Source organism: Vibrio litoralis DSM 17657 (assembly GCF_000426765.1).
Taxonomy (GTDB): Bacteria; Pseudomonadota; Gammaproteobacteria; order Enterobacterales; family Vibrionaceae; genus Vibrio; species Vibrio litoralis.
In genome coordinates this window covers 479,729-504,967 of sequence record NZ_KE384567.1, presented here as the reverse complement: position 1 = coordinate 504,967, position 25,239 = coordinate 479,729, and the positions used below count along the sequence as shown (strand labels likewise).

The window sequence follows — 25,239 nt, the reverse complement described above, 5'->3', positions numbered from 1 at the left end:
GTCTCGGAAAAGCAAAAGCGCGGATCGAGCAACGAGAAACGAAGTGCTCGAGCTACGAGCCACGAAAAAAGAGACCAGAAACTAGGAACCTAATATTAGGAACTAATAAACCCATGAGCGATACCAACAAACGGTTAAAATTTTTCATCTGGTGTTCGGTGGTATTTTGTATTATGGCTGCTTGGCTGTATGTATGGAAAATTAAGACTGAACCGGAGGCGGAACGCACGGCATTTATTGTTGCGCAAAGGCAAATACTGAGTAGTGCTAACACATACCGCCAAGATTGGATGCTCGATAAGCAGCCAGAAAGCGAAGTGATTGATGACTTTTTAGTTGATTTTACATCGTCAGGTTGGCCAATTACACTTACCAACGGCGAGGTTAACTGTGATAAATGGTTGCTGCTACTGTGGCCAGATAGCAAAGTATTTGGTCAAGAGTACAGTGTTTATAAGGTGGAAGGAGCAAAAAACATTGCCTACTGTGAGTATCAGTTTCCTCAGGGGAAAAAAATACAGTTACAACTGTTACATGGCACATTACATGTCGATGTGAAAGAAGCTGATCAGTAAATTTGTTTTATTTTATGATGCGTAAGAAAAATCTGATGTATATTGAGGCTCTTGATTTCAATGGTACTATTCCAACAGCGGTCTATTAAGATATGAAAAAACAATTTGGCTTTTCTTTGTTGGAATTGATCGTCGTGATTGTGGTGATAAGTCTTATCGCGATTATTGCATTACCGAAATACCTCCACATTGTAGACGAAGCGAAAAAAAGCAGTGTAGAAGGTGTAGCAGCTGGTTATACCGCCGCCGTTATGTCGGCTCGCTCGCAATGGGAAGTTGCACAACGACCTAAGCGACAATCTGGCCGTTATAATTATAATTATGTCGAACTGGACGGCTCCCCATTATGGTTAACCGATAACTCAGCCAAGGGTTTGAGTGGTTACATGAATGGTTACCCAATGTCGGTTCGTGAAGAATCAAGCAAATACACCACTACAATGTCTAATCACGGTTGTGTATTGTTGATGGAATACTTGCTACAAAATCCACCCCTTACCCAAGCGGTAGATGTAGCAGCAGAAGACAAGAAAGAGGATGTGCGCTACTTAGCCAAAGCTGACTCTAATTCTTGCGTTTATTTTCAACAAGAAGGAGCAAACCACTCCTTTACGTATGAAATGAAAACTGGTCGTGTGACCGTAAATTTACAGCCATAACTTAATGGTTGTATCGTAAACTATTAAATATAGAGAGATAAAACTATGAAAAAACAAGGCGGTTTCACGCTAATCGAATTAGTGGTTGTAATTGTTATTCTAGGTATTCTTGCAGTAACTGCAGCACCTAAATTCCTAAACCTTCAAGACGATGCGAAAGTAAGTGCAGTTAAAGGCCTTGCTGGAGCAATGAAAGGCGCAGCTGGTATTACTTACGGTAAAGCGGCTGTAGCTGGTGAAGAGTCAAAAGAAACTGGTTATATTACAGTGGATGGGGTATCGACTGCTGTGAAATACGGTTACCCAACAAATGATACTCTGGGTGATGTTGTTGATGGTCTAGATTCTGATTGGACTACACCTATTTCTGGCGCAAATACTTATGGATATGCTGGTTTTGATTGTTATGTCCAATACTCAGAGGCTCAATTAAGTGGTGGTGTAGCTATTCCTGCTAAAGTTGATGTGCTAGGTAGTGCAGAAAATTGTGTATTAAATAATTAATAATATTAGTAGTTATTTTATATCTAATGAAGGCCAGTATTATTCTGGCCTTTTACATTATTAATTTCGTTGTTGAATAAATGTTGTTGGATATTTATTCGGTCAATAACATGTCTTATTGGAATAGAAATGAAAAAGCAAAACGGTTTTACCCTAATTGAATTAGTGGTTGTGATTGTGATTTTAGGTATTTTAGCAGTGACAGCGGCACCTAAATTCCTAAACTTACAAGATGATGCCAAAGTAAGTGCGGTGAAAGGCCTTGCTGGAGCGATGAAAGGTGCTGCAGGTATAACTTATGGTAAAGCGGCTGTAGCTGGAGAAGAGTCAAAAGAAACCGGTAATATTATGGTTAATGGTGTTTCTACTGCGGTGACTTATGGCTATCCTCAAGCAACGTCTGCTTCACTTGGAGCTGTCGTTGATGGTTTGGATACCGATTGGGTTGAAAACCCGAACACTACAGTGCTTCATCCTGGAGCCGATGTGGCTTATGGTTATGAAGGATTTAATTGTATTGTTACTTACACCGAAGCTCAGTCTGCTAATGAACCAGCAAAAGTAGAAGTGAAAGGTTCTGCGGAAGGTTGTGAGATCGATAACTAAGTAGAGCATTAATTACCGTCATCCTGAAAAGCGACATAGGAGCGCAGTTCAGGATCTCCTATAGAAATGTGAGGCCTCAAAGCGTGACTGGAGATCCTGAATCACGTTCGTTCCTCACTATTCAGGATGACGTGTTGAAAAAAAGTAGTTCCTAGTTTCTGGTTCCTAGTTCCTAGGAAAAGCAAAGACAAAGACGTAATTCGTTTCTCGGCCGCTACGCTGCTTGTGTTTCGAAAAAGCAAAAGCGCGGATCGAGCAAAGAGAAACGAAGTGCCCGAGCTACGAGACTCGAAAAAGTAAAACCACCACTGTTCCCACTCCCCTCCTAGGGACTAGGAACCAGTAAACTAGAAACCTAAAAATACAGGTGCAGCAATGTCTAACCGCTATTCATCACAACGTGGGTTTACGTTAGTTGAGCTCACCATCGTTATCGTTATTTTAGCGATTCTTTCTATCTATGCTGCCAGCCGCTTTCAAGGCGCATCCTCTTTTTCTCCTTATGCCGCGCAAGCTCAAGCGATTTCGGTTATTCGTCAAATTCAATTAGCGCGCATGCAATCGAACACACCAGATGGTGCCGAAAATGAGCAATACCAATTAGAAGTATCGAATACTTGCTTAGGTTCACCGGCAGCTTGTACCGGTAATGAATCTTTAAGTAGTAAAGTTGAAGTAGATGGTCAGGATTTAAAATTTACCTTATCGCCTGATAATGGTGATATTCAATTTGATTTACTCGGGCGCCCTTTACCATTAACAATATCGGGAAATGCAAAAACAGGTAGCGAATACACCATCACCATTACAGCTACAGGTAACAATGTAGAAAGCACTAACATTTGCATTAATTCTGAAGGCTATGTTTCAGGCGGAGACTGCAAATGAAAAACAATAAAATAAAGCAGAAAGCTCAACGCGGCTTCACCTTAATTGAAAGCATCGTCGCGATGGTTGTGATGGGCATTGCGATGACGATTCTATTTTCAATCTTTTTCCCACGTGTAGAAGATTCCGGTCGTCCACAATATATCGTTCGTGCTTCTGCGTTAGGGCAGAGTGTGATGAATACTATTTTAGCTCGTAGCTTTGATCAAAATAGTGACCCGAGTGGTGGCGTAATTCGTTGTGATGATACAACCGTAAACTCGGATCTTGATACCGATCCCCCTAAATGTTCAACACAATTAGAGTTAGGTCCTGATGAGGGGGAATCTGTCGCGAATGATTTTAATGATGTCGATGATTATGGTGTCGAAGCTGACGGCACCGCTGGTCGCTGCTGGTCTCAGCCTGAATCAGGCAATTGCGCACCGTTATCCGATCTTATTAATGACAGCACTAAGTACGCTAACTTTAAAGTTGAAGTTAGCGTGGTTGATGCTAATACACCCGAATTAACCGCTAACCAGCCTTCCGGCACCCATATAATGAAAAAGATCACGGTGACGGTTTCTTCTCAGCGTTATGAATCTTTCAAAATTGTGGCTTACCGAGGTAACTACTAATGAAGCGAGTCAACAAGCGGCAAGCTGGATTTACCTTAATTGAACTTATCATCACGATTGTCGTGATAGGTATTATGGTGATGGGCATTGCTGGGTTTATTGAACTCGGTACCAAAGGCTATGCCGATACCGTCGACCGTCAGCAACTGCAAAACCAAGCTCGCTTTGTGGTAGAAAAAATTACTCGTGAAATCCGCCATGCTGTACCCAATAGTTTTGAACAAAGCGAAGGCTGCATTTCCTTTTACCCTATAGATTATGCTGGCGCTTATGCCGTGCTGCCAACTTCAGACGATGCGACATTTCAATTTATTGTTGTTAATACAGAGCTTGCTACTCCAGCAGATTTGAATGGAAAACAGTTGGTGATAAACCCAAGTGTGCAAGATGACTTAGAAAGCGGAACGAATCATATTGATTTAGTCAATGTTCAAGAAAGCTCAGACGATGATGGCGTGTTACAAACGGATGTTGACTCTAGCCAGTTTAACCAAGGTGCTGTGACCAACTCTGTGGGTAATCGCTTATATATCTACAGCAACAAAGTATCTTATTGCCTAGAAGGTTCACGTTTAGAGCGCAATGGTGTGACGGTTGGCGATTATTTGACATCAGACTCCTCGTTTGCCAGTGGCGATACTAATAGTCCAAATTCTGATTCTTTATCTCGTAGTGGTTTAATCCATATCAAACTTTCATTTAAGCAAAATGATGAAACTACGGAATATGAAAATGATATCCAAGTTTTGAACGTGCCATAAGTGAGTGACCGATGAATAGAATGAAAAACCCCCGTTCATCAAGCAATCGCCAATCAGGTAGTGTCCTGATTGTGGTGATTTTTGTGGTGGTGGTGATGGGGTTACTGGCTGCCACAATGGCACGTTTAGAATGGTCAAACCAAGATACGCAAAGCCGTGAAATTATGGGTAATCGAGCTTGGTTTATGGCGCATTCGGCTAATGAATGGGCGTTAACTCAGCTGTACCTTTTAAATCACCAAGGTAGTGTTCCTAGTGATATTGAAGCGCGTTGTAGTGGTTTAAATTCAGCCGATGCCGCTAATATGTTGACTACGCAATTTCGTGAAGACTCAGAATATGGCAATTGCTCGGTTAAAGCATTGACGTGTTCAACCAGTATTTTGTCAGCAGATGACATTGATTATACATATTTTAAAGTGCACGCAGAAGCCAGTTGCGGTGATGAGCAAGGTTTGTTTTCTGTCGAACGTTCACAAGATGTCGTGGTAAAAGCACTTAAATAACGACCCTTATTGAAATTTATAGAACTAGCTTGTTTCACAATGGCGTACCCTCTTACTCCGAACAAATAAGCTAGATAACCCTTTTTGTATGTTGTAAAAGCGGGAATACCCATGAAACCTTTCTTTGCCAGTGCGATAGCAGTGAAAAATATCGTGCTTAAAAAGTTGAATTGTCTTTTTAGTCCTTTATCTATGATGTTGTGTATTCTCGCGCTAGGGGCCACTTCGCAAAGTGCCTGGGCAGAAGATTCTTGCTCGGTTAAGGGGAATAAGAATTTTGATATCACGGTCATTATCGAGGATTATGATCCGGCCCAATCGTATGATATTAACTACGAAAAAAATGGAACGACTCTAGTTTGGTCAAACCATGATGATAGTGCCGTCATCTATGACACCACGCTAGAAGAAGGACAGAAGTATCAACTAAAGTTTTATTATGATACTGCGGCAAGCACCGTCACTTACTATAAAAATAAAAACGATTCTGACTATTGGTCTGAGGGCGTTACTGAGAATGCTGACTTCCACAATGGTGATTCAGTTTTCATTCAAGGTGGTGCTGATGATATTCAATGTTTAAATTCAGGCGATGTTGAGCCACCTGAGTCGATACCGGATGTGTGTGAATTGGTGCCTGATGTATTACAAAGTAACTATTACACTGGCGGTAGTGTGTATGGCAACTTATCGACCACGCCAGGGGCTGGAAATAAGATCTATCTTCCTTCTGATGATACCAATATGTCATTCCATTCCACTTTTTCTACGGACTGTTATTACCCGGAGGCGGGAGGACCTGTGGACTGTAAAGTCGATCCTTCGAAATTGACTCCCGGTTACCCTTTTGTACTTGAAGATCATTTTACTGGTGAGACGCTTACGATTGCAGCAGGAGAAACGTCTACTCTGGAGGCCGGCGAATATTGGTTTGACACGATAACATTTGGTGGTGATAAATCTTCATTGGTCGTGAATGGCATGGCCGTTATTCATTATAAACAATTGGTGGTTCCACCAACGGGCAGTAATACTCGCATTTATATCAATGATGGCGGTGCACCAAGAGATTTACTTTTCATTGGTCACGGGCCTGATGCTGCGGTATTAACTGATGAAAACTCTGCCGCGATCACTTCTTATGCCCACTACTATGTTGCAAATGAAGCCGATCAAGGTTTGACGTTAGGTGGTAGTAATTCGATTTTTTATGGTGGTCTTGCTGCCAATGCGGTGTCTTTAAGTGGTGTCGATAACGTATTTAATGGTGAAGGTAGTTGTGGTGACCCTGATCCAGAACCACCGACACCAGAGCCTGACCCAGACGTATGTACTTTCTTCCCTAGCGGTTTGCAGGGAAATGTGTATGACGAACAAGGGAAAATCTCTGTACCGATTGTGATTAAAGATGGTAATGGTGGCGGTGGTAACCGTATTTACCTCGATGAAGATGGTGTTTTAGGTTTTAGTGCAGCCGATAACAGTATTTATCCATCGGATGTAGGTACACCATCAAGCGGCTGTGTTTATCGTAATGCAGATGGTTCATTTCCAGCTAGTAATGAAACACATTCGGCGGTTGAGTGTAATATTGACCCTAATTTAGATGCATTTGATGGTGCCCCTCCAATGCTCGATGCATTTGCACCATCTGGTGACGCTATTCAAGGTATTGATAATGGAACTGTAACCGCGAACCCTGGTAACTACTCAACGATTAACTTTGCTAATAATGCCAGTGTGGTTGTGTTAACCACCGGTACTTACTGGATCGATACTCTGGATTTTAGTAAGAATGGCGCTATTTTACAGACTGCGGGTGATGGTCAGGTCATTATTCACTATAACCATATTACCTTTGGTGGTGATCGTGTATTTGTTAATGCGGATACTAATCGTAGTAATGAGGCTTCACAGACTCCCGACACAATTGAGACTATTCGTGGTGAATACTCCCCCCAGAACTTAATGTTACTTGGTCATGGGCCTGAGTCTGGTTTGAATAACCCTCACAGTGATACTTATATCAATGCCTTGTGGTATATCTCACCAGAATCAACCAAAGGGGTCGATATTAGTTCGACCCAGCGTTTCCAGTTTTCAGGGGCGCTCTCGGCTCCACAAGTAAGTATCACTGGTGGTTCGGATTATAGTTATGTTTATTCGATTCCAGGTGTTGCTTGTCCGGAGCCAGACCCTGATGCGAGCTATACAATTGAAGTCACTCCTGATGAGGGATATTACCTAAGTTGTGATGCGCCCAATATCACCTTTACCGTCAAAGATGATAGTGGTGAAATTGCCACTGATTACGATGGTAATATCAATGCCACATTCCCGAATGGTTTAGTGCCTGATAATGACAATATAATCCAAGGTAAAGTCATTGATGCGGACAATAATGTTTATCAACCTGTTGATGGGCAAGTGATTGTTCCTGTGACATCCGGTGAGTATAAGTCTTACGAAGTTGAGGGTGAATTAGCTGATGATAGTTCGCAAACTGATACTGGTAATATCGATTTTGTACCATTTGCATTTTATGTCGATGACCAACATGTCATTGCCGGAAAGTCTCAATCTGTCGAAGTGAAGGCGCTGGCGTGTGATAGTGATACTAATGACAAAGTTGCCGTTAATTATTCTGGTACGCCAGATGTAACTTCTTCACTAAAAGAGCCTAGTGGTGGTGTTGGAACATTAGATTTTGATGCTAGCTTTACTGGCGAAGATAACGGTGAGGTTTCAACAGATTTAACTTTCACGGATTCCGGTAAAGTAAGTGTCACCCTTGAAGATAAAAGTTTCGATTGCACAGGTTATGAAGGCTGCCCAATAGGCGAAGATGGCAAAATGGATGGAGTAATGAAAGGTGGGTTCACTGTTTATTCCCGCCCATGGACCTTCGCTATTTGTGATGCCGATAATTCAGCAATGGATGGCAATATTACCGATAGCGCAAGCCTAGGCTATAAAGCTGCAGGCCAAGAATTTGACTTACATATTCGTCCATTACGTTGGGTATCAGGAGTGACGGATCCCGTTGCTGGCGCGGAAAATATCGATGTAACCGAGCTGTGTGATAAACCCATTACTCAAAACTATTTATCATCGGCCTCACCGGATTCGACTATTCAATTGAGTTATGAACTGGCACAACCTAGCCCTGATGTTGGCCATGAAGGTTCGTTGTCGGGCACTCAATCTCTCGTTAATACAGAGAGTAGTGAGTCTGGAGAAAATGGGTACTATGATTTTGCTCAGCTTGCTTGGTCGGAAGTTGGTGTATTGACGGTGAAAATCGATACGCCAGAAGATGAAAAATATTACGGTATGAACATTAACCAAGGTTACCGTAATATCGGACGTTTCTACCCTGATCATTTATCGATTTTACAAAACTCCTGGGAATATGCTGGTGGGCATAATGGGTTCGCTTACATGAATCAACCAATTGGTATGACTTATACTGTAGAAGCGAGAAATGTGAGTGATAGTCCCACTCAGAACTACGGCTATTTTACGGAGAGTTTGCAAGCTCAAGTAGAAGTGGTAGGGGTTGATGAAGACAATCAAAGTTTAGCTAGCCGTTTTTATGTGGGCGATGAAGGGACGGATGTTGGTTGGAGCTCTGTTACACCAATATCAGATCGAAATGCTCAGTACGTTTATAGCACGGGGAATTTTGAATTCTATAAGTTAACGGAAGAGGATGCTCCTTATGCTTCAACACCCGATGGTCCATTTGATGTGGATAATTCAAATTGGGGGATGGAAGTGACTGACTCAACGGTGGATCAGGTTAACTTTGACTTTAATGATAATGACAATAGTTTTACGGTTGATACACTAAATGAAAAAGCGATGGCATTCAGTGAGAAACCTAATTTCCGTTATGGCCGCATGGTGCTAGACAGTGTAAGTAGCCCAATTGGTGGCCCTGTTTCAGTGCCATTACGTGCGGAGTACTGGGATGGTGAAAGCTATGTCGTTAATGAAGATGATAGTGGTAGCCAATTTGAAGCTAGTGTTTATTGTGCGATTGATGAAGACACTGCCGCTGCAAACGATACTGATTATCTAACGGATACCGATGGTGGAACATCTACTGATCAAGTAGAAGAAGGCACTTCGTCGATTGTTCAAGCTGGACAAGAAGAAGGTGAGCGGGCGACTGTGCGCATCTTCTTGCGACAAGGCAGTGATGGTTCGGAAAACTTTAATAACCCACTGCCTGAAGAAACTTGTGAGTGGCATAAAGAGGATTCCATCGGCCAGCCTTGGTTGCAATTCAACTGGCGAAATAAAGGTGATGAAGATCCATCAACCGTGGTTAGCTTTGGCGCTTATCGTGGTAATGACAGAATCATCTTCCGTGGTGAAGATCAGCTGACGGCAAACTAAAACTACCTTCAGCAAAAAATAGCGCGATAAAAAACGTAAAACCCTGATAACTGAAACGTTGTCAGGGCTTTCTTTTATCTGCGAGATGTGAACTAAGTGATGAGTATATGTAAGATTAAGTGGTAAGATTAATAAGGTTAAATTGTTTTTTGAATATTTCCCCTGACACTAGTAATCATAGTGATGGTTTGTGGGGAGCTTTAGGTAGGAATGGATGCGCTATTTAACTAAATTAGTATTGATGGTTTTGCTGTTGTTGCCTGTGTCTGTGTGGGCGGCAGAGTGTCCCGTTAAAGGAAATGAGAATTTTGATATCACTATTAAAGTGCCTAGTTACAATTCTACGCAGACGTATACTGTTTATTACGAAAAGCAAGGTAATAAAGATCCTGTTTTAATTTGGACGAATAAGTCATCTGTGAACGGCGAATCCCCTGTTATTTATGAATCAAGCTTTGCTGATGGTACTAGTTACCAGATTAAGTTTTTTTATGACTCTTCTACTAGCACTATAACTTATTATCATAAGCAGGAATCCGATGAGTATTGGAGTGAAGGGGAAACTCGCTCTGTAGTCCTTGATAATGGGAAATCTTTTTTGGCTGCAGATCACGCGAGTGAAGAGGATTTAAATTGTGATAGTGGTGAGGTGACACCACCAGAGCCAAATCCAAACCCTGACATTGATTGGTGTGAATACTTTCCTGAACCGGCACAAAGTTGGATAACTGAAGGTACAAACGATTATTCCAGTTATCCTCAAAGTCAATTAATCATGAGTAATGGTAAACAAGGGCAATCTATCATCGGATGGAGTGGTGGATATGTTCAAGATAACTATATCGAAGGGGGTTATACCGATGGTGAGTATGGAACAATTGATGTATTAAAAGTTGGTTTTGATCAAACATCAGATGTGAGTAATTTACATGCTCCAGGTACTTGTGAATCTGCTCCTTGCGATACTGGGGGTGAGGATGTTGATACCCGAAAAATCATTCCACCAGTTTTACTTAATGCCAACTTTCCTGCTGACGGTTCAGCTGATGTTGATATATCACCGCCTTATAATCCTGGGCAGGGGTATGAAATGTGCGATACTTCAGAGTTATGTACTCGCACCACCGATAGTACTGGTACTACAGTAATCATTGACCAAGATATTAGGAAATTAACAGTTGCGAGTTATAATGGTGAGCACTATACGATAATTCTTGATGGGGAGAAAACCATTAAGAATTTAGATGTAAACTCAAGAAATGTTGATGTGGTTTTTAAGGCTAATAGTATTATTACCGTTAATACAGCTACCTTCACACAATCCCCTACGATTATATTTGAAGATAATATTCGGGTGAATATTCAAACGAGTTGGACTTTTACGAACTCTACTGGTTTTGAGTATGCTGATGGCGCTGATAGTTCATTATTATATGGTCCAGAAGCCACAATAACGATAAGTAATCCTAATATGGATTATTATGGTTACATATTAGCCAAAAATGTAATTTTAAATAATAACATTAATATTTATGGTGCTGTTACTGCTAATAAATTACAAATGGACACGGCTGGAAGTCATATTATTTCAGCTGGTCGATGTTCAGAGGTGACACCTTCTTCTAATTACTTCATAGACGTCACCCCAGACAACCAATTCGCTTTACTATGCGAAGCGCCAGAAATTACCTTCACAGTACTCAACGAAGATGGCTCTGTGGCTACCGATTACGACGGCACCATTACCGCTAACTACCCAACTGGTTTAACGCCATTAAACCCAACTACTGGAACGCAAAACAGTGAATATGTTTACACTCCTGCTCAAGGCCAAGTGGCCGTTCCTATTCAATCTGACAGCTTACAAGAATACACCGTCAATGCGGAATTGACGGATGATTCTGATGCGAGTGATTCGGGCAATGTCCTCTTTGGACCATATAAATTCTCCGCTGATCCGGTAAAAGCGGTAGCCGGTCATCCCACTCAATTTGATGTGCAAGTACTGGCTTGTAAAGATGATGAAGTCACTGAAGTACAAGGTTATAACGGTGATAAAGATTTAACGGTTAGCGAAATTAATTTAACCAAACCAACAGCAGCTGATGGCGCGGTTGATGGTGATTTAGAAGTGAGTGCGACGCAAAGTGGCGGCTATAGTAACAGCGATGTCACGCTTAACTTTAGTGATGATGCCAAATCGCAAGCCTACCTAAAATATAACGAATCAGGCTCATTGAACTTTACTTTGACTGACCCTGAGTTCGTTTGTCCACCAGAGTACGATGGTTGTGAAGTGACCAATGATGACGGTACATCTGAAAATATCACTAGCTTGCAAGGTATCGTCAATGTTGATGTTCGCCCTTGGACATTTGCGATTTGTGATGAGAACGGTGGAAGTAATTTACCTAGCGGCAACTCCGATGGTGGCGATAAGTTTATTGCTGCTGGAGATAAGTTTTCCCTGCAAGTGAAGCCTATCGTTTGGCAAGATGGCGGCTCACTAACCGGCGATATTGATGTAAGCGGTTACTGTAACGCCACTGTGACGCAAAACTTTTTGTTATCGAATGCTCAACCAACCACAGTGTTAATGGCTAGTACCTTGGCAACACCAGCACAAGGTCGTTTAGGCTCAGGAATTCAAGCGGATGAGGATGGCAGTTTAGAGCGTGCACATGATGATGCCGTATTGAATTCAGGAGATGCTCATTACTCGTATGTTGATTTAACTTGGCAGGAAGTGGGTAGCTTAAATATTACAGCGGATACCAACAGCGATGATTACCTAGGCATGAACATTAACCAAGGCTACCGTGAAATAGGTCGTTTCTACCCACATCATTTTAGATTGGAAAATGACAATGTTTGGGATTATGCCGATGGCCATCATGACTTTGCTTATATGAATCAGCCGATTCCGATGGATTATCGAGTCAAAGCGAAAAGTGCAACGGACAGTGATACTGAAAACTATGGTTATTTTACGAATAGTTTAAAAGCGGACTTTGTGGTTGAAGCGATAGAAAGGGAAATAGTCTTTGGTGCAGGGGTTGATGGTGAGAGTTTAAATAACCGGTTAAGTAGCGGCGAAAATCAAAACTCAAATAATTGGGATAAGGCGACCTATACGTTTAACTCGAATGACTTTATGTTCTTGAAATTCAGTGTTAATACCGACCCTTACTTGACGACCCCAGATGGCCCTTATAATCGTGATAATGCACTATTTGGCGTTGGAGTAGATGCAGGAAATGTCACTTATGAAAATCAGGATGAGGTTAATTTTGAGTCTGAGTTTGTTGATACCAATACCTTTACGGCGGAAGACAGTTTAGACGGTATCGCGGTATCCTTTTTCCATCAACCAGAGTTCCGCTATGGCCGCATGGTACTCGATGCAGTGAGCGGCCCGATTGGTGGTCCTATCTCGGTTCCATTGCGAGTGGAATATTGGGATGGTGCAAGCTTTGTGGTCAATAGTGATGATAATGGCAACCAGTTTAAAACGGATGTTTATTATGTGATGAGTAATTTCGATAACAGTAGTGCTAAATTAAATAGCTCAGCATCGTCTTCATTTATTACCGTCGCAAATGGTAAATCCAGCCGAGTACAAGCTGAGCAAATTACAGCGCAAAGAGAACAAGTACGATTATTTTTAAGACAAGGTAATAATTCGAGTGGTTTTGGGAACAATTCTGAACCAGAGGCCGATGATTCTTTGAATGCGACTAATGATGGCTGGAAGAACTCAGAAGATATCGATCAACCTTGGCTACAATTTAACTGGCGTGATAAAGGCGATGAAGATCCTTCAACGGTCGTTAATTTTGGCGCTTACCGAGGGAATGATCGAATTATCTTCCGTGGAGAGTCGAATTTAACGGGTGGGTAGAAGGGGAAGCGGGTTCCTAGTCCCTAGGAAGAGCGTTTTCGAGGCTCGTTTTTCGGGCGCTACGCTGCTCGTTTCTCGAAGGTGCTCAATTTAATACCGTCATTCCAAAAGTGAGGAACGAAATGTTTGGAATCTCCTGCAGTAGTTAGAGGTTCTAAATTGTGGTTGGAGATCCTGAACTGCGCTCCTACGTCGCTTTTCAGGATGACGTTTTTTATCTCTACAACCTATCTTTTGATCTTTTCCGAGCAACGAGAAGCGTAGCGCCCGATTTTCTAGCCACGATCAATCACCTTCTTTTCCTAGAAACTAGGAACTCGAAACTAGGAACCGCTCTTTGCTTTTGATCTTTTCCGAGCCACGAGCAGCGAAGCGCCCGAACACCGAGCAACGATCAACAATCTTCTTTTCCTAGAAACTAGGAGCTTGTAACTAGGAACCGCTCTTTCCCCATCTTTTTCCTGACCTTGAGTTAACTTTATGTAAGAATACCGCCTATTCTTACTCTGTGTACGGTTAATGCTTGCCGACAGTGCAAGGCATTGGTACATTTAGCACAATTTTATTTCCTTCTATCGCTCTTAGGATAACGAAGAATATGTTCAAGAAACTTCGTGGTATGTTTTCAAACGATCTTTCAATAGATCTAGGTACAGCCAACACACTTATTTATGTTAAAGGTCAAGGCATTGTTCTTGATGAACCTTCAGTCGTTGCTATTCGTCAGGATCGTACTGGTACTGCAAAAAGCGTCGCAGCTGTTGGTCATGAAGCTAAGCAAATGCTTGGTCGTACACCGGGTAATATTTCTGCTATTCGTCCAATGAAAGATGGCGTGATCGCTGATTTTTATGTGACAGAAAAAATGCTGCAACACTTCATTAAGCAAGTGCATGATAATAGTGTTTTAAAACCAAGCCCACGTGTATTGGTATGTGTACCTTGTGGTTCTACTCAAGTTGAACGCCGTGCGATTCGTGAGTCAGCATTAGGTGCTGGTGCTCGTGAAGTGTATTTAATCGATGAACCAATGGCAGCCGCAATCGGTGCTGGCCTTCGTGTTTCTGAGCCAACCGGTTCTATGGTTGTCGATATCGGTGGTGGTACCACTGAAGTGGCTGTGATTTCTTTGAATGGTGTGGTTTACTCATCTTCTGTTCGTATCGGTGGTGACCGTTTTGATGAAGCGATCATTAATTATGTTCGTCGTAACTACGGCAGCTTAATCGGTGAATCGACAGCTGAGAAAATCAAGCATGAAATCGGTTCTGCTTACCCTGGCGATGAAGTGATGGAAATGGAAGTTCGTGGTCGTAACCTTGCTGAAGGTGTGCCGCGTAGCTTTACATTGAATTCAAACGAAATTCTAGAAGCATTACAAGAGCCTCTATCTGGCATCGTATCAGCGGTCATGGTTGCACTAGAACAGTGTCCACCAGAGCTTGCTTCAGATATCTCTGAAAATGGTATGGTTTTAACCGGTGGTGGTGCGCTACTAAAAGACATAGATCGTCTACTAACCGAAGAAACGGGTATTCCAGTTGTGGTTGCTGATGAACCACTAACTTGTGTTGCTCTAGGTGGCGGTAAAGCGCTTGAAATGATCGATATGCACGGTGGTGATCTATTCAGCGAGGAATAATGCCTTCATCTTTGAAGTTGTAGCCTTGTTGGCGTCATTCATTGACTCGTCACCTCATTGCAACTTCAATTATTTGGGAATTATCCATATGGATAGATATAACAATTTAACTGCATGAAATTGATATTTGGCCGCGGCCCTTCTTTACAACTGCGTTTATTTTTCGCACTGATTTTATCAGCCGGCTTAATGCTGGCTGATAGTCGTTTAGATACCTTTTCAAATGTTCGATATTTACTCAATAGCTCGGTAGCGCCAATTCAATATGCGGCGAATTTACCAAGAAGCATGTTTGATGGAATGTACGAACGTTTAAATAGTATGAAAACCTTGGTGCAAACCAACAGTGCTTTAAAAAATGAAGTTCTTAGCTTGAAGAGTAACTTGTTGCTACTTGAGCAATACAAGCAAGAAAATATTCGTTTGAGAGAATTGCTTGATTCTCCTTATGTGAGAGATGAGCGTAAGGTGGTGACAGAAGTGATGGCGGTTGACTCATCACCTTATCGTCATCAAGTTATGATCGATAAAGGCCGTACTGATGGTGTTTATGAAGGGCAGCCTGTCATTAACGAAAAAGGTATTGTCGGCCAAGTCATCAATGTATCAGCCCATAACAGTCGCGTATTGTTATTAACCGATAGTAATAGCTCTATTCCGGTTCAAGTGCTACGTAATGATATTCGTGTCATTGCATCTGGCAATGGCGATATTGACTCCATTCAATTAGAAAACGTACCCACAAGCACTAATATTGAAACTGGTGACTTATTAGTGACTTCTGGCTTGGCTGGTCGCTATCCGGAAGGTTACCCCGTCGCTTATGTCACGAGCGTTAGCAATGATAACCACCTTACTTTTTCTGAAATTGCGGCTAAACCTGTCGTTGCATTTGATCGTCTACGTTATTTATTACTGGTGTGGCCAGATAAAGAGCGTCAAAAGCAAGCTCAAACTATCGAATTAACGGAAGAAGAGGCGATTGGTAATGACTAATCACTTATTTAGAAACAAGTTAATTATTTGGGTATCCTTTTTTATTGCTCTTATTCTGCAAGCTGTGCCTTGGCCTGGCCCATTTGAAATGATGCGACCAAGCTGGCTTATCTTAGTCTCTAGTTACTGGATATTAGCCTTACCACATCGGGTTAATGTTGGTTCTGCGTTGATCTTAGGCCTACTTTGGGATTTGGTGATTGGTACGACTTTAGGGGCTCATGGTATCGTAATGTCGATTACTGCATACCTAGTCGCGCTAAACTTCCAAGTATTACGTAATATGGCATTGTGGCAACAAGGTGTCGTGATTGGGGGGTTAACAGTACTCGCTGAGTTCCTTGAGTTTTTCGGCGAGTTTTTAATAAAAGATATCGATTTTAATTCTCATCTTCTATGGTCGGGTCTTATTAACTGCATTTTATGGCCGTGGATGTTCTTACTTTTGAGAAGAGTGAGACGACACTGGCACATGCGATAGGATTTGAAGCTGCAGTGCTGTTGGTTGCACATCTATCCGCACTGCTACTTTGATACAAACAACTTTCACTGGCGAGGCCGCATGTCTAACTCTTCTGATTCAAAGCATTCTGATTTTTACCTGGCTTCAGGTTCCCCTCGACGTAAAGAACTTCTCACTCAACTTGACTACCAATTCAATATTGTGGTTCCTAATATCGAAGAGAAGAAACAAGCCAACGAATCTCCTGTCGATTATGTAAAACGCCTTTCTCGTGAAAAAGCCCAAGCGGGCGTGAAGCTTATTTCATCTATGGCAGAAGCCTCAGAACTGCCTGTTTTAGGGGCTGATACAATCGTGGTTATCGATGAGCAAGTGCTCGAAAAACCAAACGATTATGCTGATTGTCTACGCATGTTGCAGGCGCTATCTAATCGAAAGCATCAAGTCATGACTTCTGTGACTGTCGCAACTTCTACTGAACATCACACTAAAGTAGTGATAACTGATGTATGGTTTAAGTCTTTAACGGAACAAGAAATTGAAACTTATTGGCAAACTGGCGAGCCGTGCGATAAAGCCGGTGGCTATGGCATTCAAGGTATTGGTGGCCGTTTTGTTTCCCGCATTGATGGCAGCTTTCATGCTGTAATGGGGCTACCTTTATATGAGACCGATGAGTTATTGAAGCAATATCTTTAGAATTTATCTTAGCTAATTCATTATTAGCGACCAAAATTTATGAGGCACAATCATGAGTGCAGAATTACTGATCAACGTCACCCCTAGTGAAACCCGACTCGCAATGATTGAAGGGGGGCTATTGCAAGAAGTCCACATTGAACGCGAATCACGTCGCGGTATTGTCGGCAATATTTATAAAGGCAAAGTCAGTCGAGTATTGCCCGGTATGCAAGCGGCTTTCGTGGATATCGGTTTAGATAAAGCAGCCTTTTTACATGCCTCAGATATTGTTCCTCACACCGAGTGTGTGGCAGAAAATGAAAAGAAACAATTCCAAGTAAGAGATATCGCCGAATTGGTTCGCCAAGGTCAAGATTTGGTGGTGCAGGTGGTCAAAGATCCACTAGGCACCAAAGGCGCACGCTTAACTACAGACATTACTTTGCCTTCACGTTACTTAGTCTTTATGCCTGGAGCCGCTCATGTTGGTGTATCGCAGCGTATTGAAGATGAAGTTGAACGTAACCGCCTAAAACAAACCGTATTGCCTTATTGTGATGAAAATGGTGGCTTTATTATCCGCACAGCAGCCGAAGGGGCGGATACTGAAGAATTGGCTCAAGATGCCGCCTTTCTAAAACGTTTGTGGAATAAGATCAACGAGCGTCGTAGTAAATATAAAACCAAGTCGATGCTGTATGGTGAGATCGGTTTAGCGCAGCGTATTTTACGTGACTTTGTTGGTACAGAGATTAGCCGTATTCAGGTCGACTCACGTTTAGCCTATGAAACTTTGCTGGAATTTACCGCCGAGTTTGTGCCTAACTTAACCGACAAACTAGAGCTGTATCATGGTGATAAACCGATTTTTGATATGTACGACACCGAGAATGAAGTCCAGCGTTCATTAGATCGTAAAGTGGAATTGAAATCTGGTGGCTATTTGATTATCGACCAGACGGAAGCGATGACCACGGTGGATATTAATACCGGTGCATTCGTCGGTCGACGTAATCTAGAAGAAACCATCTTTAATACCAACATTGAAGCGACTCAAGCGATCGCTCGTCAGCTTCGTTTACGTAACCTTGGCGGTATTATTATTATCGACTTTATCGATATGCTCGAAGATGAGCATCGCCGTCGTGTCATTCAATCGCTAGAGTTGGCATTATCGAAAGACCGAGTGAAAACCAACATTAATGGCTTTACTCAGCTTGGTTTGGTTGAAATGACCCGCAAGCGTACCCGAGAAAGTATTGAACATGTCCTATGTTCGGGGTGTCCTACTTGTAAAGGTCGCGGTTCGGTGAAGACCGTTGAAACCATCTGCTATGAAATTCTGCGAGAAGTGACTCGAGTTAACCGTGCTTATGATGCCGACAAATTTGTGGTGTATGCCGCGGTTGCGGTTGCGGAAGCCTTGCAAGGTGAAGAATCACATGCATTAGGTGAGCTCGAAGTGTTTATTGGAAAAGAAGTTAAAATTCATGCTGAGCCTTTGTATATTCAAGAGCAGTTTGACGTTGTGATGATGTAGCGGAGAAGAGAGTGACCTTGCCTAAGCGCCTGTGGCGGATTTTATTATGGACAGTATTAACGATAGCGGTGGTATGGGCGGTTAGCGTCACTTTGCTGCGTCTGTTTCTCCCTAGCCTTGATCATTATCGTGATGAGATTGAAGCTCAAGTTTTGAAATCTACAGGCGTTGAGGTTCAATTTGAATCGATTCGCGGTTACTGGGGAAATATTACACCGGCATTAGCATTAAAGCATGTGCAAGTTTTTTTGCCGGGTGAGCAAATCCCAATTGTGACGATTAATCGCGCTGATGCCGAAATCGACTTGATTCAATCCTTAATTCATCTTCAACCTAAATTAGCTGATATCAAAATTGAAGGGTTGCGTGCCGATCTTAGCCGCTGGCCTTTAATCCCTGAAAAAGATCAAAAGGCAACGCCACAGTCTGATGCTTCAGATAACTCTCTAAAAAACGTACAAAATCTATTCTTACGCCAACTCGGTGAATTTTCTTTAGTTGATTCTAGTATTCAATATCTAGCGCTCAATGGTGAAATTCGTCTCGTCGATATTGATAATTTGCGCTGGGAGAATAACGGTAATCAACACCGAGTAGAAGGTGTGGTAAGTATTGCTGGCGCCAATCTAAACAAGGTTTCTGTGATCGCTAACTTTAGTGAGCAAGGGAACTTACGTTATCTCGATGGGCAGTTTTTTGTTTCAGCAGAAAATATCCGTGTGACCCCATGGATGCCGCAGTATGTTAAAGAGTCGACCACTATCGATTCTGGTCGAGTCAGCTTAAATTCATGGTTAACCCTAAAACAAGGTGAACCAACCGATGCGTTAGTTGAATTAAAGCCCTCTCATTTAATTTGGGGTAGTGAAGATAATCAACATCAACTCGATATTGATCATGGTGTGGTGAATCTTAAACCGAGCGCTGACGGTTGGAAGATCTTAGGTTCTAACTTTTTAATCAAGACCAATGATGGTAAGTGGCCGCAATTTCAATTTGCTTTAGATTGGCAGCCTGATCATCAAGCGTTGAATTTATCTCGCTTAGATATTGAAAATTTAACCCCTCTGATTGGTGTACTGAAAAGTCAAAATAGCTCAATGGAATGGCTGGATAAATTACAACCCACCGGTTCGATTGAAGACATTCGCGTCAATATACCTAAGCAAATTGACAAGATGACGTATTCCGCTTCACTAAACAAAGTGGCAATAAAGCAGTGGGATCTGCTACCTGGCATTAATAAGCTTTCCGCGACCGTGGCGGGTGATGCGAATAACGCTTCGATTAAGGCGACATTACAAGATGATGTGGTGCCTTATGGCGATGTGTTCCAAGCGCCTCTTAATATCGAGCAAAGCAAGATCAATCTGGTATGGCAAAAGTATCAAACTGGTTGGAAGCTTTGGGCTGATAAAATTGAAGTATCAAATTCAGACTTATCTGCAATTGGTGAATTTGAATTAGATTTTCCTGATGATCAATCGCCATTTTTATCTTTGTATGTTGAAGCTGACGCTAAAAAGGCAGGTGAAACATGGCGCTATTTACCAACTTTAGCGCTGGGACGAGATCTAACCGATTACCTTTCCGCTGCAATTCAAGGCGGAACTGCGAAAACAGCTCAAATTCTTTGGTATGGCTCGTTAAACGATTTCCCTTATCTCAATCATAAAGGGGTTTTCCAAGCGAAAGTACCGCTACAAAATGCACGTTTCAGCTTTGATACTGCATGGCCGGCAATTACTGATTTACAGCTCGATTTGTTGTTTGAAAATGCCAGCATGTACTTAAGATCTGATTCCGCCACATTAATGGATGTACATGCCAGCCATATTGATGGGGTGATCCCTGATTTGGATTCAGACGGACATATTGAAATCAATGCTAAAGCACAAGCGGATGGCGAAGCGGTTCGTGACTATATGACCTCAACACCGCTGGTGGATTCGGTCGGAGCAGCTCTAACGGCGGTGCAAGTTTCAGGGCCCGTCGATGCCGAGTTTAGCTTAAACATTCCATTTGACGGTAGTGACCCGGATGTGAGTGGTTTTGCGCAGCTAAAAGATAACCCGATTGCGGTACAAACTCCGTCGATTCAGCTTGAAAAAGCAAGCGGCAAAATTGATTTTAAAAATGATGTTGTGACCGGTTCAGGCTTAAAAGCCAACTTGCTAAATCAATCTATTGCATTGGATTTTAATGGTCATACCCAAGGTCAAGGCTATGCGGTGAAGATTGATGTGATAGGTGACACCGATATTCCTGAGCTGAAAAAACAAGTGGAGTCGACTTGGTTGAAACCTTTAGCGGGGAATGCGCCGTGGAATTTAGGAGTCGATTTACATTTAAATGATATTGGTTTTACTTATCAGGTTGATGGTAATGCGGATTTAGAGTTTTTAACCAGTAAGTATCCAGCGCCACTAGGTAAAGCCCTTGGCATTAAAGGTCAAGGCCGTCTACAAGCTGCCGGTAACCAAGAAACGGTTAATGCGAGAATAACCCTTCCTAATGTGAAGTATCAGGCAGATATTGATATTCGCCCCAAAACGCCAGTGTTAAGTGCCACTAACTTAATTGTCGGTCGGGGCGAGTTTAAAGTGAGTCCGATTGGTGGCCATTACTTATCAATCAACACCAATAAGTTTAATGCCGATGAATGGTTTGATTTTGCGATGGATAAAGACCATGCATTAAATATTAAACCGGTCGACGCAGGTCGACTTGTTACGGATCATTCTGTTAAGAGTTCAGCCGCTACAAACGGTGATAAAGCCGATAGCCAACAAGTTCAAGCGACAAGTATTGATATGCCAGCGATACCTGTACCAGAAGTGATTAGTATTAATACTAAAACCTTGGTGCTTGGCGATTTAGATTGGCATCAGGTTAAGTTTGATGCGATCCATAAGCCGCAAGATTGGCAGCTTAATTTATCGAGTAGTGAAATTGTCGGTAGTGGTCATTACCGAAATAAAAAGGATTTAAGCCTAGATCTAAAATCAGTACATATTTTTGTTCCTGAGTGGGACAACAAGCAAGAAACTCAAGATGCTCAACTGATTTCAGGTAAAGCCGAAGATGAACCTTTAATCAGCGAGTTTGATCGTCAATTCCACCAATATATGCCGAATCTATCACTGAAAATTGGCGACTTATGGCTGCAAGGTTATAAAGTCGGCACCGTTGATATGCAACTGCAACGTGATAAAGATAAGCTTGTTTGGAAAAACTTGGATTTTAAAACTGGCTCAAATCACTTGCAGGCAAAAGGCTGGTGGGAATTATCTGGTGAGAAGAGTCATTCGAATTTTGATTTGAGCTTAACCGGTAAGAATAACTCCGAGGTGATGGCTCGCTTTGGGATTAACTCTGGTATTCAAAAAGCGTCCTTTGATCTTTCAATGAGTTCAAATTGGGATGGTGCGCCTTGGTCAGTGAAAACCGATACTTTAAATGGCCATTTAAAAACTGAGTTTAAAGATGGCGTGATCACCGATGTCAATGGTGCAGCTCGTTTATTAGGCTTGTTCAGTTTAGATTCTATCGTGCGTAAGATGCAGCTAGATTTTACTGGCGTGTTTGATGACGGCATGACATTCGATTCCATCAAAGGTAGTGGTGACATCAAGCGCGGGATCTTTGTCACTAACGATCTTGAAATGGATGGTTCCGCTGGCGACTTAATGCTAAAAGGACAGGCGGATCTGAATACTCGTTTAGTGGATGCAGAAGTAACCTTTACTCCTGACTTAACCTCGAGCGTGCCTTTGGTGGCGGCTTTTGCTGTTGCCCCTCAAACGGCGGTGGCAATTTTTGCTATTACTAAAGTACTGTCACCCGTTGTTGATGTATTTACCAAGGTTCAGTATTCGGTGAAAGGTCCATTGGACGCACCAGAAGTAAAAGAAATCTCGCGTAGTCGTGGTGAGTACCAGTTGGAAAAATCGTCTAAATAGTCAGTGGAAGTAGGTTTCACAAGGAGTGTGAATATGTCTAAAGTCGCGCTAATTCAAATGACCTCGGGGCCAGATCCTCAAGGTAATTTGGCATTTGTTGAACAGCAACTACAAGCGATGCAAAACCAACAAGTTGATTGGGCCGTCTTGCCAGAAAATGCGATTATTTTTGGTCATCGAGAAGATTATCATCAACACGCAGAAGTTTTAGTTAAAGGGCCGCTACAATCGGCTCTAGCGAAATTAGCCAGTGATTATGGCATTTGGCTGGTGGTAGGCTCCTTTCCTATTCGGGTCAGTGATAATGTCAAAACCACTTGTCTGGTGTTTTCCTCTGAGGGCGAACTGCAAGCGGATTACGATAAGCTACACATGTTTGATGTGGATGTCAGAGATGATCATCAGCGCTATCGTGAATCAGAAACTTTTTTAGCTGGTGAGCGAGTGGTTGTTACGCAAACCCCCTTTGCTAACCTTGGGCTCTCTATTTGCTATGATCTACGTTTTCCTGAATTGTTTCAGCAATTAAGCAGAGACGGTGCTGATGTGATTGTGGTTCCTGCCGCCTTTACTTATGTCACTGGTAAAGCCCATTGGGAGCCTTTATTACGCGCGCGTGCCATTGAAACCCAATGTTGGATCGTGGCAGTAGGACAAACCGGAACTCATCCTTGCGGTCGCCAAACCTGGGGACACTCGATGGTGATCAATCCGTGGGGGCAGATAGTTGAATGTTTACCCGAGACAGCAGGCTATATAACCGTTACCATTGATACCAAGATCAACCAAGACATTCGACAAAGCATGCCCGTGATGCAACACGCTCGATTTGTCCGTCAATTAAAATCCAAACAATAGAGTACCTATGACACTTACTAAGGTAGAAAGCGAATTATTAGCGCCATCGGGATTAACCGATAGCGATATTCAAAAAACATTAGCGAGCATTGCCACTCGCCATATTGATTATGCGGATATTTACTTTCAGTCTAGCTGGCATGAGTCATTAGTATTAGAAGATAGCATCATTAAAGATGGCTCGTTTAACATTGAACGTGGTGTTGGTATCCGAGCGATTGCCGGCGAGAAAACCGGTTTTGCTTATTCTGATCAAATCGATATTAATGGCTTACAACAAAGTGCGATTGCGGCGCGTGGTATTGCTCAGCAAGGCCAACATGCCCAAGTCAAAGCCTTTACTCGCAGCGTAACACCACAAACTTATCAAGCGATTAATCCACTAGAAAGCCTAGATAAACAGCAGAAAATTGAGCTGTTAAAACAAATTGATGCCTACATTCGTAGCAAAGAGCCGTTAATTCAAGAAGTGTCGGTGAGCATTAGTGGTGTGTATGAGCAAGTGCTTGTTGTGGCAACCGATGGCACTTATGCTGGCGATGTTCGTCCATTAGTACGTTTATCTATTTCGGTCTTGGTCCAACGTGGCGAGCGTCGTGAACGTGGTAGCGCAGGCGGCGGTGGTCGTTATGGTTATCAAGCTTTCATGCAAACAATGGAAGACGGTAAAACTCAAGCGATTCACTTTGCTGATGAAGCGATTCGTCAAGCACTGGTTAACTTAGAAGCTGATGAAGCACCAGCGGGTACGATGCCTGTGGTATTAGGTTCAGGTTGGCCTGGTGTACTACTGCACGAAGCGGTAGGTCATGGTTTAGAAGGTGACTTTAACCGTAAAGAGTCATCAGTGTTCTCTGGCAAGCTGGGCCAAAAAGTCACATCGGATTTATGTACAATCGTCGATGATGGCACTTTGAAAGATCTACGCGGTTCATTGAATATCGATGATGAAGGTGTTGAAGGTCAATACAATACTCTGATTGAAAATGGCGTATTAAAAGGTTACATGCAAGATAAGCATAATGCAGGTTTAATGGGCGTCGCACCAACCGGTAACGGACGTCGTGAATCTTATGCTCATTTACCTATGCCACGAATGACTAATACCTACATGTTGCCAGGTGAGCATACTCCAGAAGAAATCATTTCTACGATCAAGAAAGGGCTTTATGCGCCTAATTTTGGTGGTGGTCAAGTCGATATCACTTCTGGCAAGTTTGTCTTCTCAGCCTCAGAAGCTTACTTAATTGAAGATGGTAAAATTACCCGACCAGTTAAAGGCGCAACATTAGTTGGTTCAGGTATTGAAGCGATGCAGCAAGTTTCAATGGTAGGTAATGATCTATCGATTGATAAAGGTGTTGGCGTGTGTGGTAAAGCTGGTCAAAGTGTGCCAGTAGGCGTAGGTCAGCCGAGCTTGAAGTTAGACTCGATTACGGTGGGCGGGACGCAGTAGAGGAAAAGAAAAAGCGTTTCTAGTCCCTAGTTTCTAGGGGCGGTTGCTGGACGAATTTCGCATCACGGTGTGTTTTCGAGTCTCGGACACTGCGTTTCTCGTAGCTCGATAGGTGCTTTGGGATTTATCGAGATTCGAGGATGTTGCGATCGGGAGCTAAAGGCATGGTTGCGGGTGACGTGTTGTGAGTAGCGTGTAAAGATCGTACTTGTCTCCG

The 25,239-nt window shown here is 42.5% G+C and carries 18 protein-coding genes; all 18 read left to right on the top strand.

Annotated elements, in window-relative coordinates; translation table 11 throughout:
* Window positions 1-113: 113 nt before the first annotated feature.
* The 18 genes from K358_RS0116010 (at window position 114) to tldD (ending at window position 25,022) form a co-directional block, all read left to right on the top strand.
* Window positions 114-575 (top strand): hypothetical protein, encoded by a 462-nt coding sequence (locus K358_RS0116010; RefSeq protein WP_027697762.1) that lies wholly within the window; start codon window positions 114-116, stop codon window positions 573-575.
* 92 nt (window positions 576-667) lie between these two features.
* On the top strand, window positions 668-1,234 hold the full coding sequence (locus K358_RS0116005) for a prepilin-type N-terminal cleavage/methylation domain-containing protein (protein ID WP_027697761.1): 567 nt from the start codon (window positions 668-670) through the stop codon (window positions 1,232-1,234).
* A 45-nt stretch (window positions 1,235-1,279) separates the two neighbouring features.
* Window positions 1,280-1,738 carry a type II secretion system protein gene (locus tag K358_RS19510; protein ID WP_027697760.1) on the top strand — a complete coding sequence of 153 codons (459 nt, stop codon included), beginning with the start codon at window positions 1,280-1,282 and terminating at the stop codon, window positions 1,736-1,738.
* 129 nt (window positions 1,739-1,867) lie between these two features.
* Window positions 1,868-2,344 carry a type II secretion system protein gene (locus K358_RS0115995; RefSeq protein WP_027697759.1) on the top strand — a complete coding sequence of 159 codons (477 nt, stop codon included), beginning with the start codon at window positions 1,868-1,870 and terminating at the stop codon, window positions 2,342-2,344.
* 375 nt (window positions 2,345-2,719) lie between these two features.
* A complete protein-coding gene (locus K358_RS0115990; protein WP_027697758.1) occupies window positions 2,720-3,232 on the top strand; it encodes a prepilin-type N-terminal cleavage/methylation domain-containing protein in 513 nt (170 codons plus the stop codon).
* Window positions 3,229-3,852 (top strand): type IV pilus modification PilV family protein, encoded by a 624-nt coding sequence (locus K358_RS0115985; protein ID WP_038150273.1) that lies wholly within the window; start codon window positions 3,229-3,231, stop codon window positions 3,850-3,852. The genes K358_RS0115990 and K358_RS0115985 overlap by 4 nt, the downstream gene beginning before the upstream one ends.
* Window positions 3,852-4,613: a PilW family protein gene (locus K358_RS0115980; protein ID WP_027697756.1), complete on the top strand. Its 762-nt coding sequence runs from the start codon at window positions 3,852-3,854 to the stop codon at window positions 4,611-4,613. The genes K358_RS0115985 and K358_RS0115980 overlap by 1 nt, the downstream gene beginning before the upstream one ends.
* A gap of 20 nt (window positions 4,614-4,633) precedes the next feature.
* Window positions 4,634-5,119 carry a hypothetical protein gene (locus K358_RS0115975; RefSeq protein WP_027697755.1) on the top strand — a complete coding sequence of 162 codons (486 nt, stop codon included), beginning with the start codon at window positions 4,634-4,636 and terminating at the stop codon, window positions 5,117-5,119.
* A 111-nt stretch (window positions 5,120-5,230) separates the two neighbouring features.
* Window positions 5,231-9,523, top strand: coding sequence for a DUF6701 domain-containing protein (locus tag K358_RS0115970; protein ID WP_027697754.1), 4,293 nt, complete (start codon window positions 5,231-5,233; stop codon window positions 9,521-9,523).
* Window positions 9,524-9,737: 214 nt separating this feature from the next.
* On the top strand, window positions 9,738-13,424 hold the full coding sequence (locus K358_RS0115965) for a DUF6701 domain-containing protein (RefSeq protein ID WP_027697753.1): 3,687 nt from the start codon (window positions 9,738-9,740) through the stop codon (window positions 13,422-13,424).
* Window positions 13,425-14,022: 598 nt separating this feature from the next.
* Window positions 14,023-15,066 (top strand): rod shape-determining protein, encoded by a 1,044-nt coding sequence (locus K358_RS0115960; protein WP_027697752.1) that lies wholly within the window; start codon window positions 14,023-14,025, stop codon window positions 15,064-15,066.
* Window positions 15,067-15,180: 114 nt separating this feature from the next.
* On the top strand, window positions 15,181-16,062 hold the full coding sequence (mreC, locus tag K358_RS0115955) for a rod shape-determining protein MreC (protein ID WP_027697751.1): 882 nt from the start codon (window positions 15,181-15,183) through the stop codon (window positions 16,060-16,062).
* Window positions 16,055-16,543, top strand: a complete 489-nt coding sequence (gene mreD / locus K358_RS0115950) for a rod shape-determining protein MreD (protein WP_027697750.1) — start codon at window positions 16,055-16,057, stop codon at window positions 16,541-16,543. The genes mreC and mreD overlap by 8 nt, the downstream gene beginning before the upstream one ends.
* 81 nt (window positions 16,544-16,624) lie before the next feature.
* Window positions 16,625-17,224: a Maf family protein gene (locus K358_RS0115945; protein WP_051241348.1), complete on the top strand. Its 600-nt coding sequence runs from the start codon at window positions 16,625-16,627 to the stop codon at window positions 17,222-17,224.
* A 52-nt stretch (window positions 17,225-17,276) separates the two neighbouring features.
* Entirely contained in the window at window positions 17,277-18,746 is a 1,470-nt protein-coding gene (gene rng / locus K358_RS0115940; protein ID WP_027697748.1) for a ribonuclease G, read from the top strand.
* 11 nt (window positions 18,747-18,757) lie between these two features.
* Window positions 18,758-22,708, top strand: coding sequence for a YhdP family protein (locus tag K358_RS0115935; RefSeq protein ID WP_051241347.1), 3,951 nt, complete (start codon window positions 18,758-18,760; stop codon window positions 22,706-22,708).
* Between the two features lie 33 nt (window positions 22,709-22,741).
* A complete protein-coding gene (locus K358_RS0115930) occupies window positions 22,742-23,566 on the top strand; it encodes a carbon-nitrogen hydrolase family protein (protein ID WP_027697746.1) in 825 nt (274 codons plus the stop codon).
* Between the two features lie 7 nt (window positions 23,567-23,573).
* On the top strand, window positions 23,574-25,022 hold the full coding sequence (tldD, locus tag K358_RS0115925; RefSeq protein WP_027697745.1) for a metalloprotease TldD: 1,449 nt from the start codon (window positions 23,574-23,576) through the stop codon (window positions 25,020-25,022).
* The last annotated feature ends 217 nt before the right edge of the window (window positions 25,023-25,239 follow it).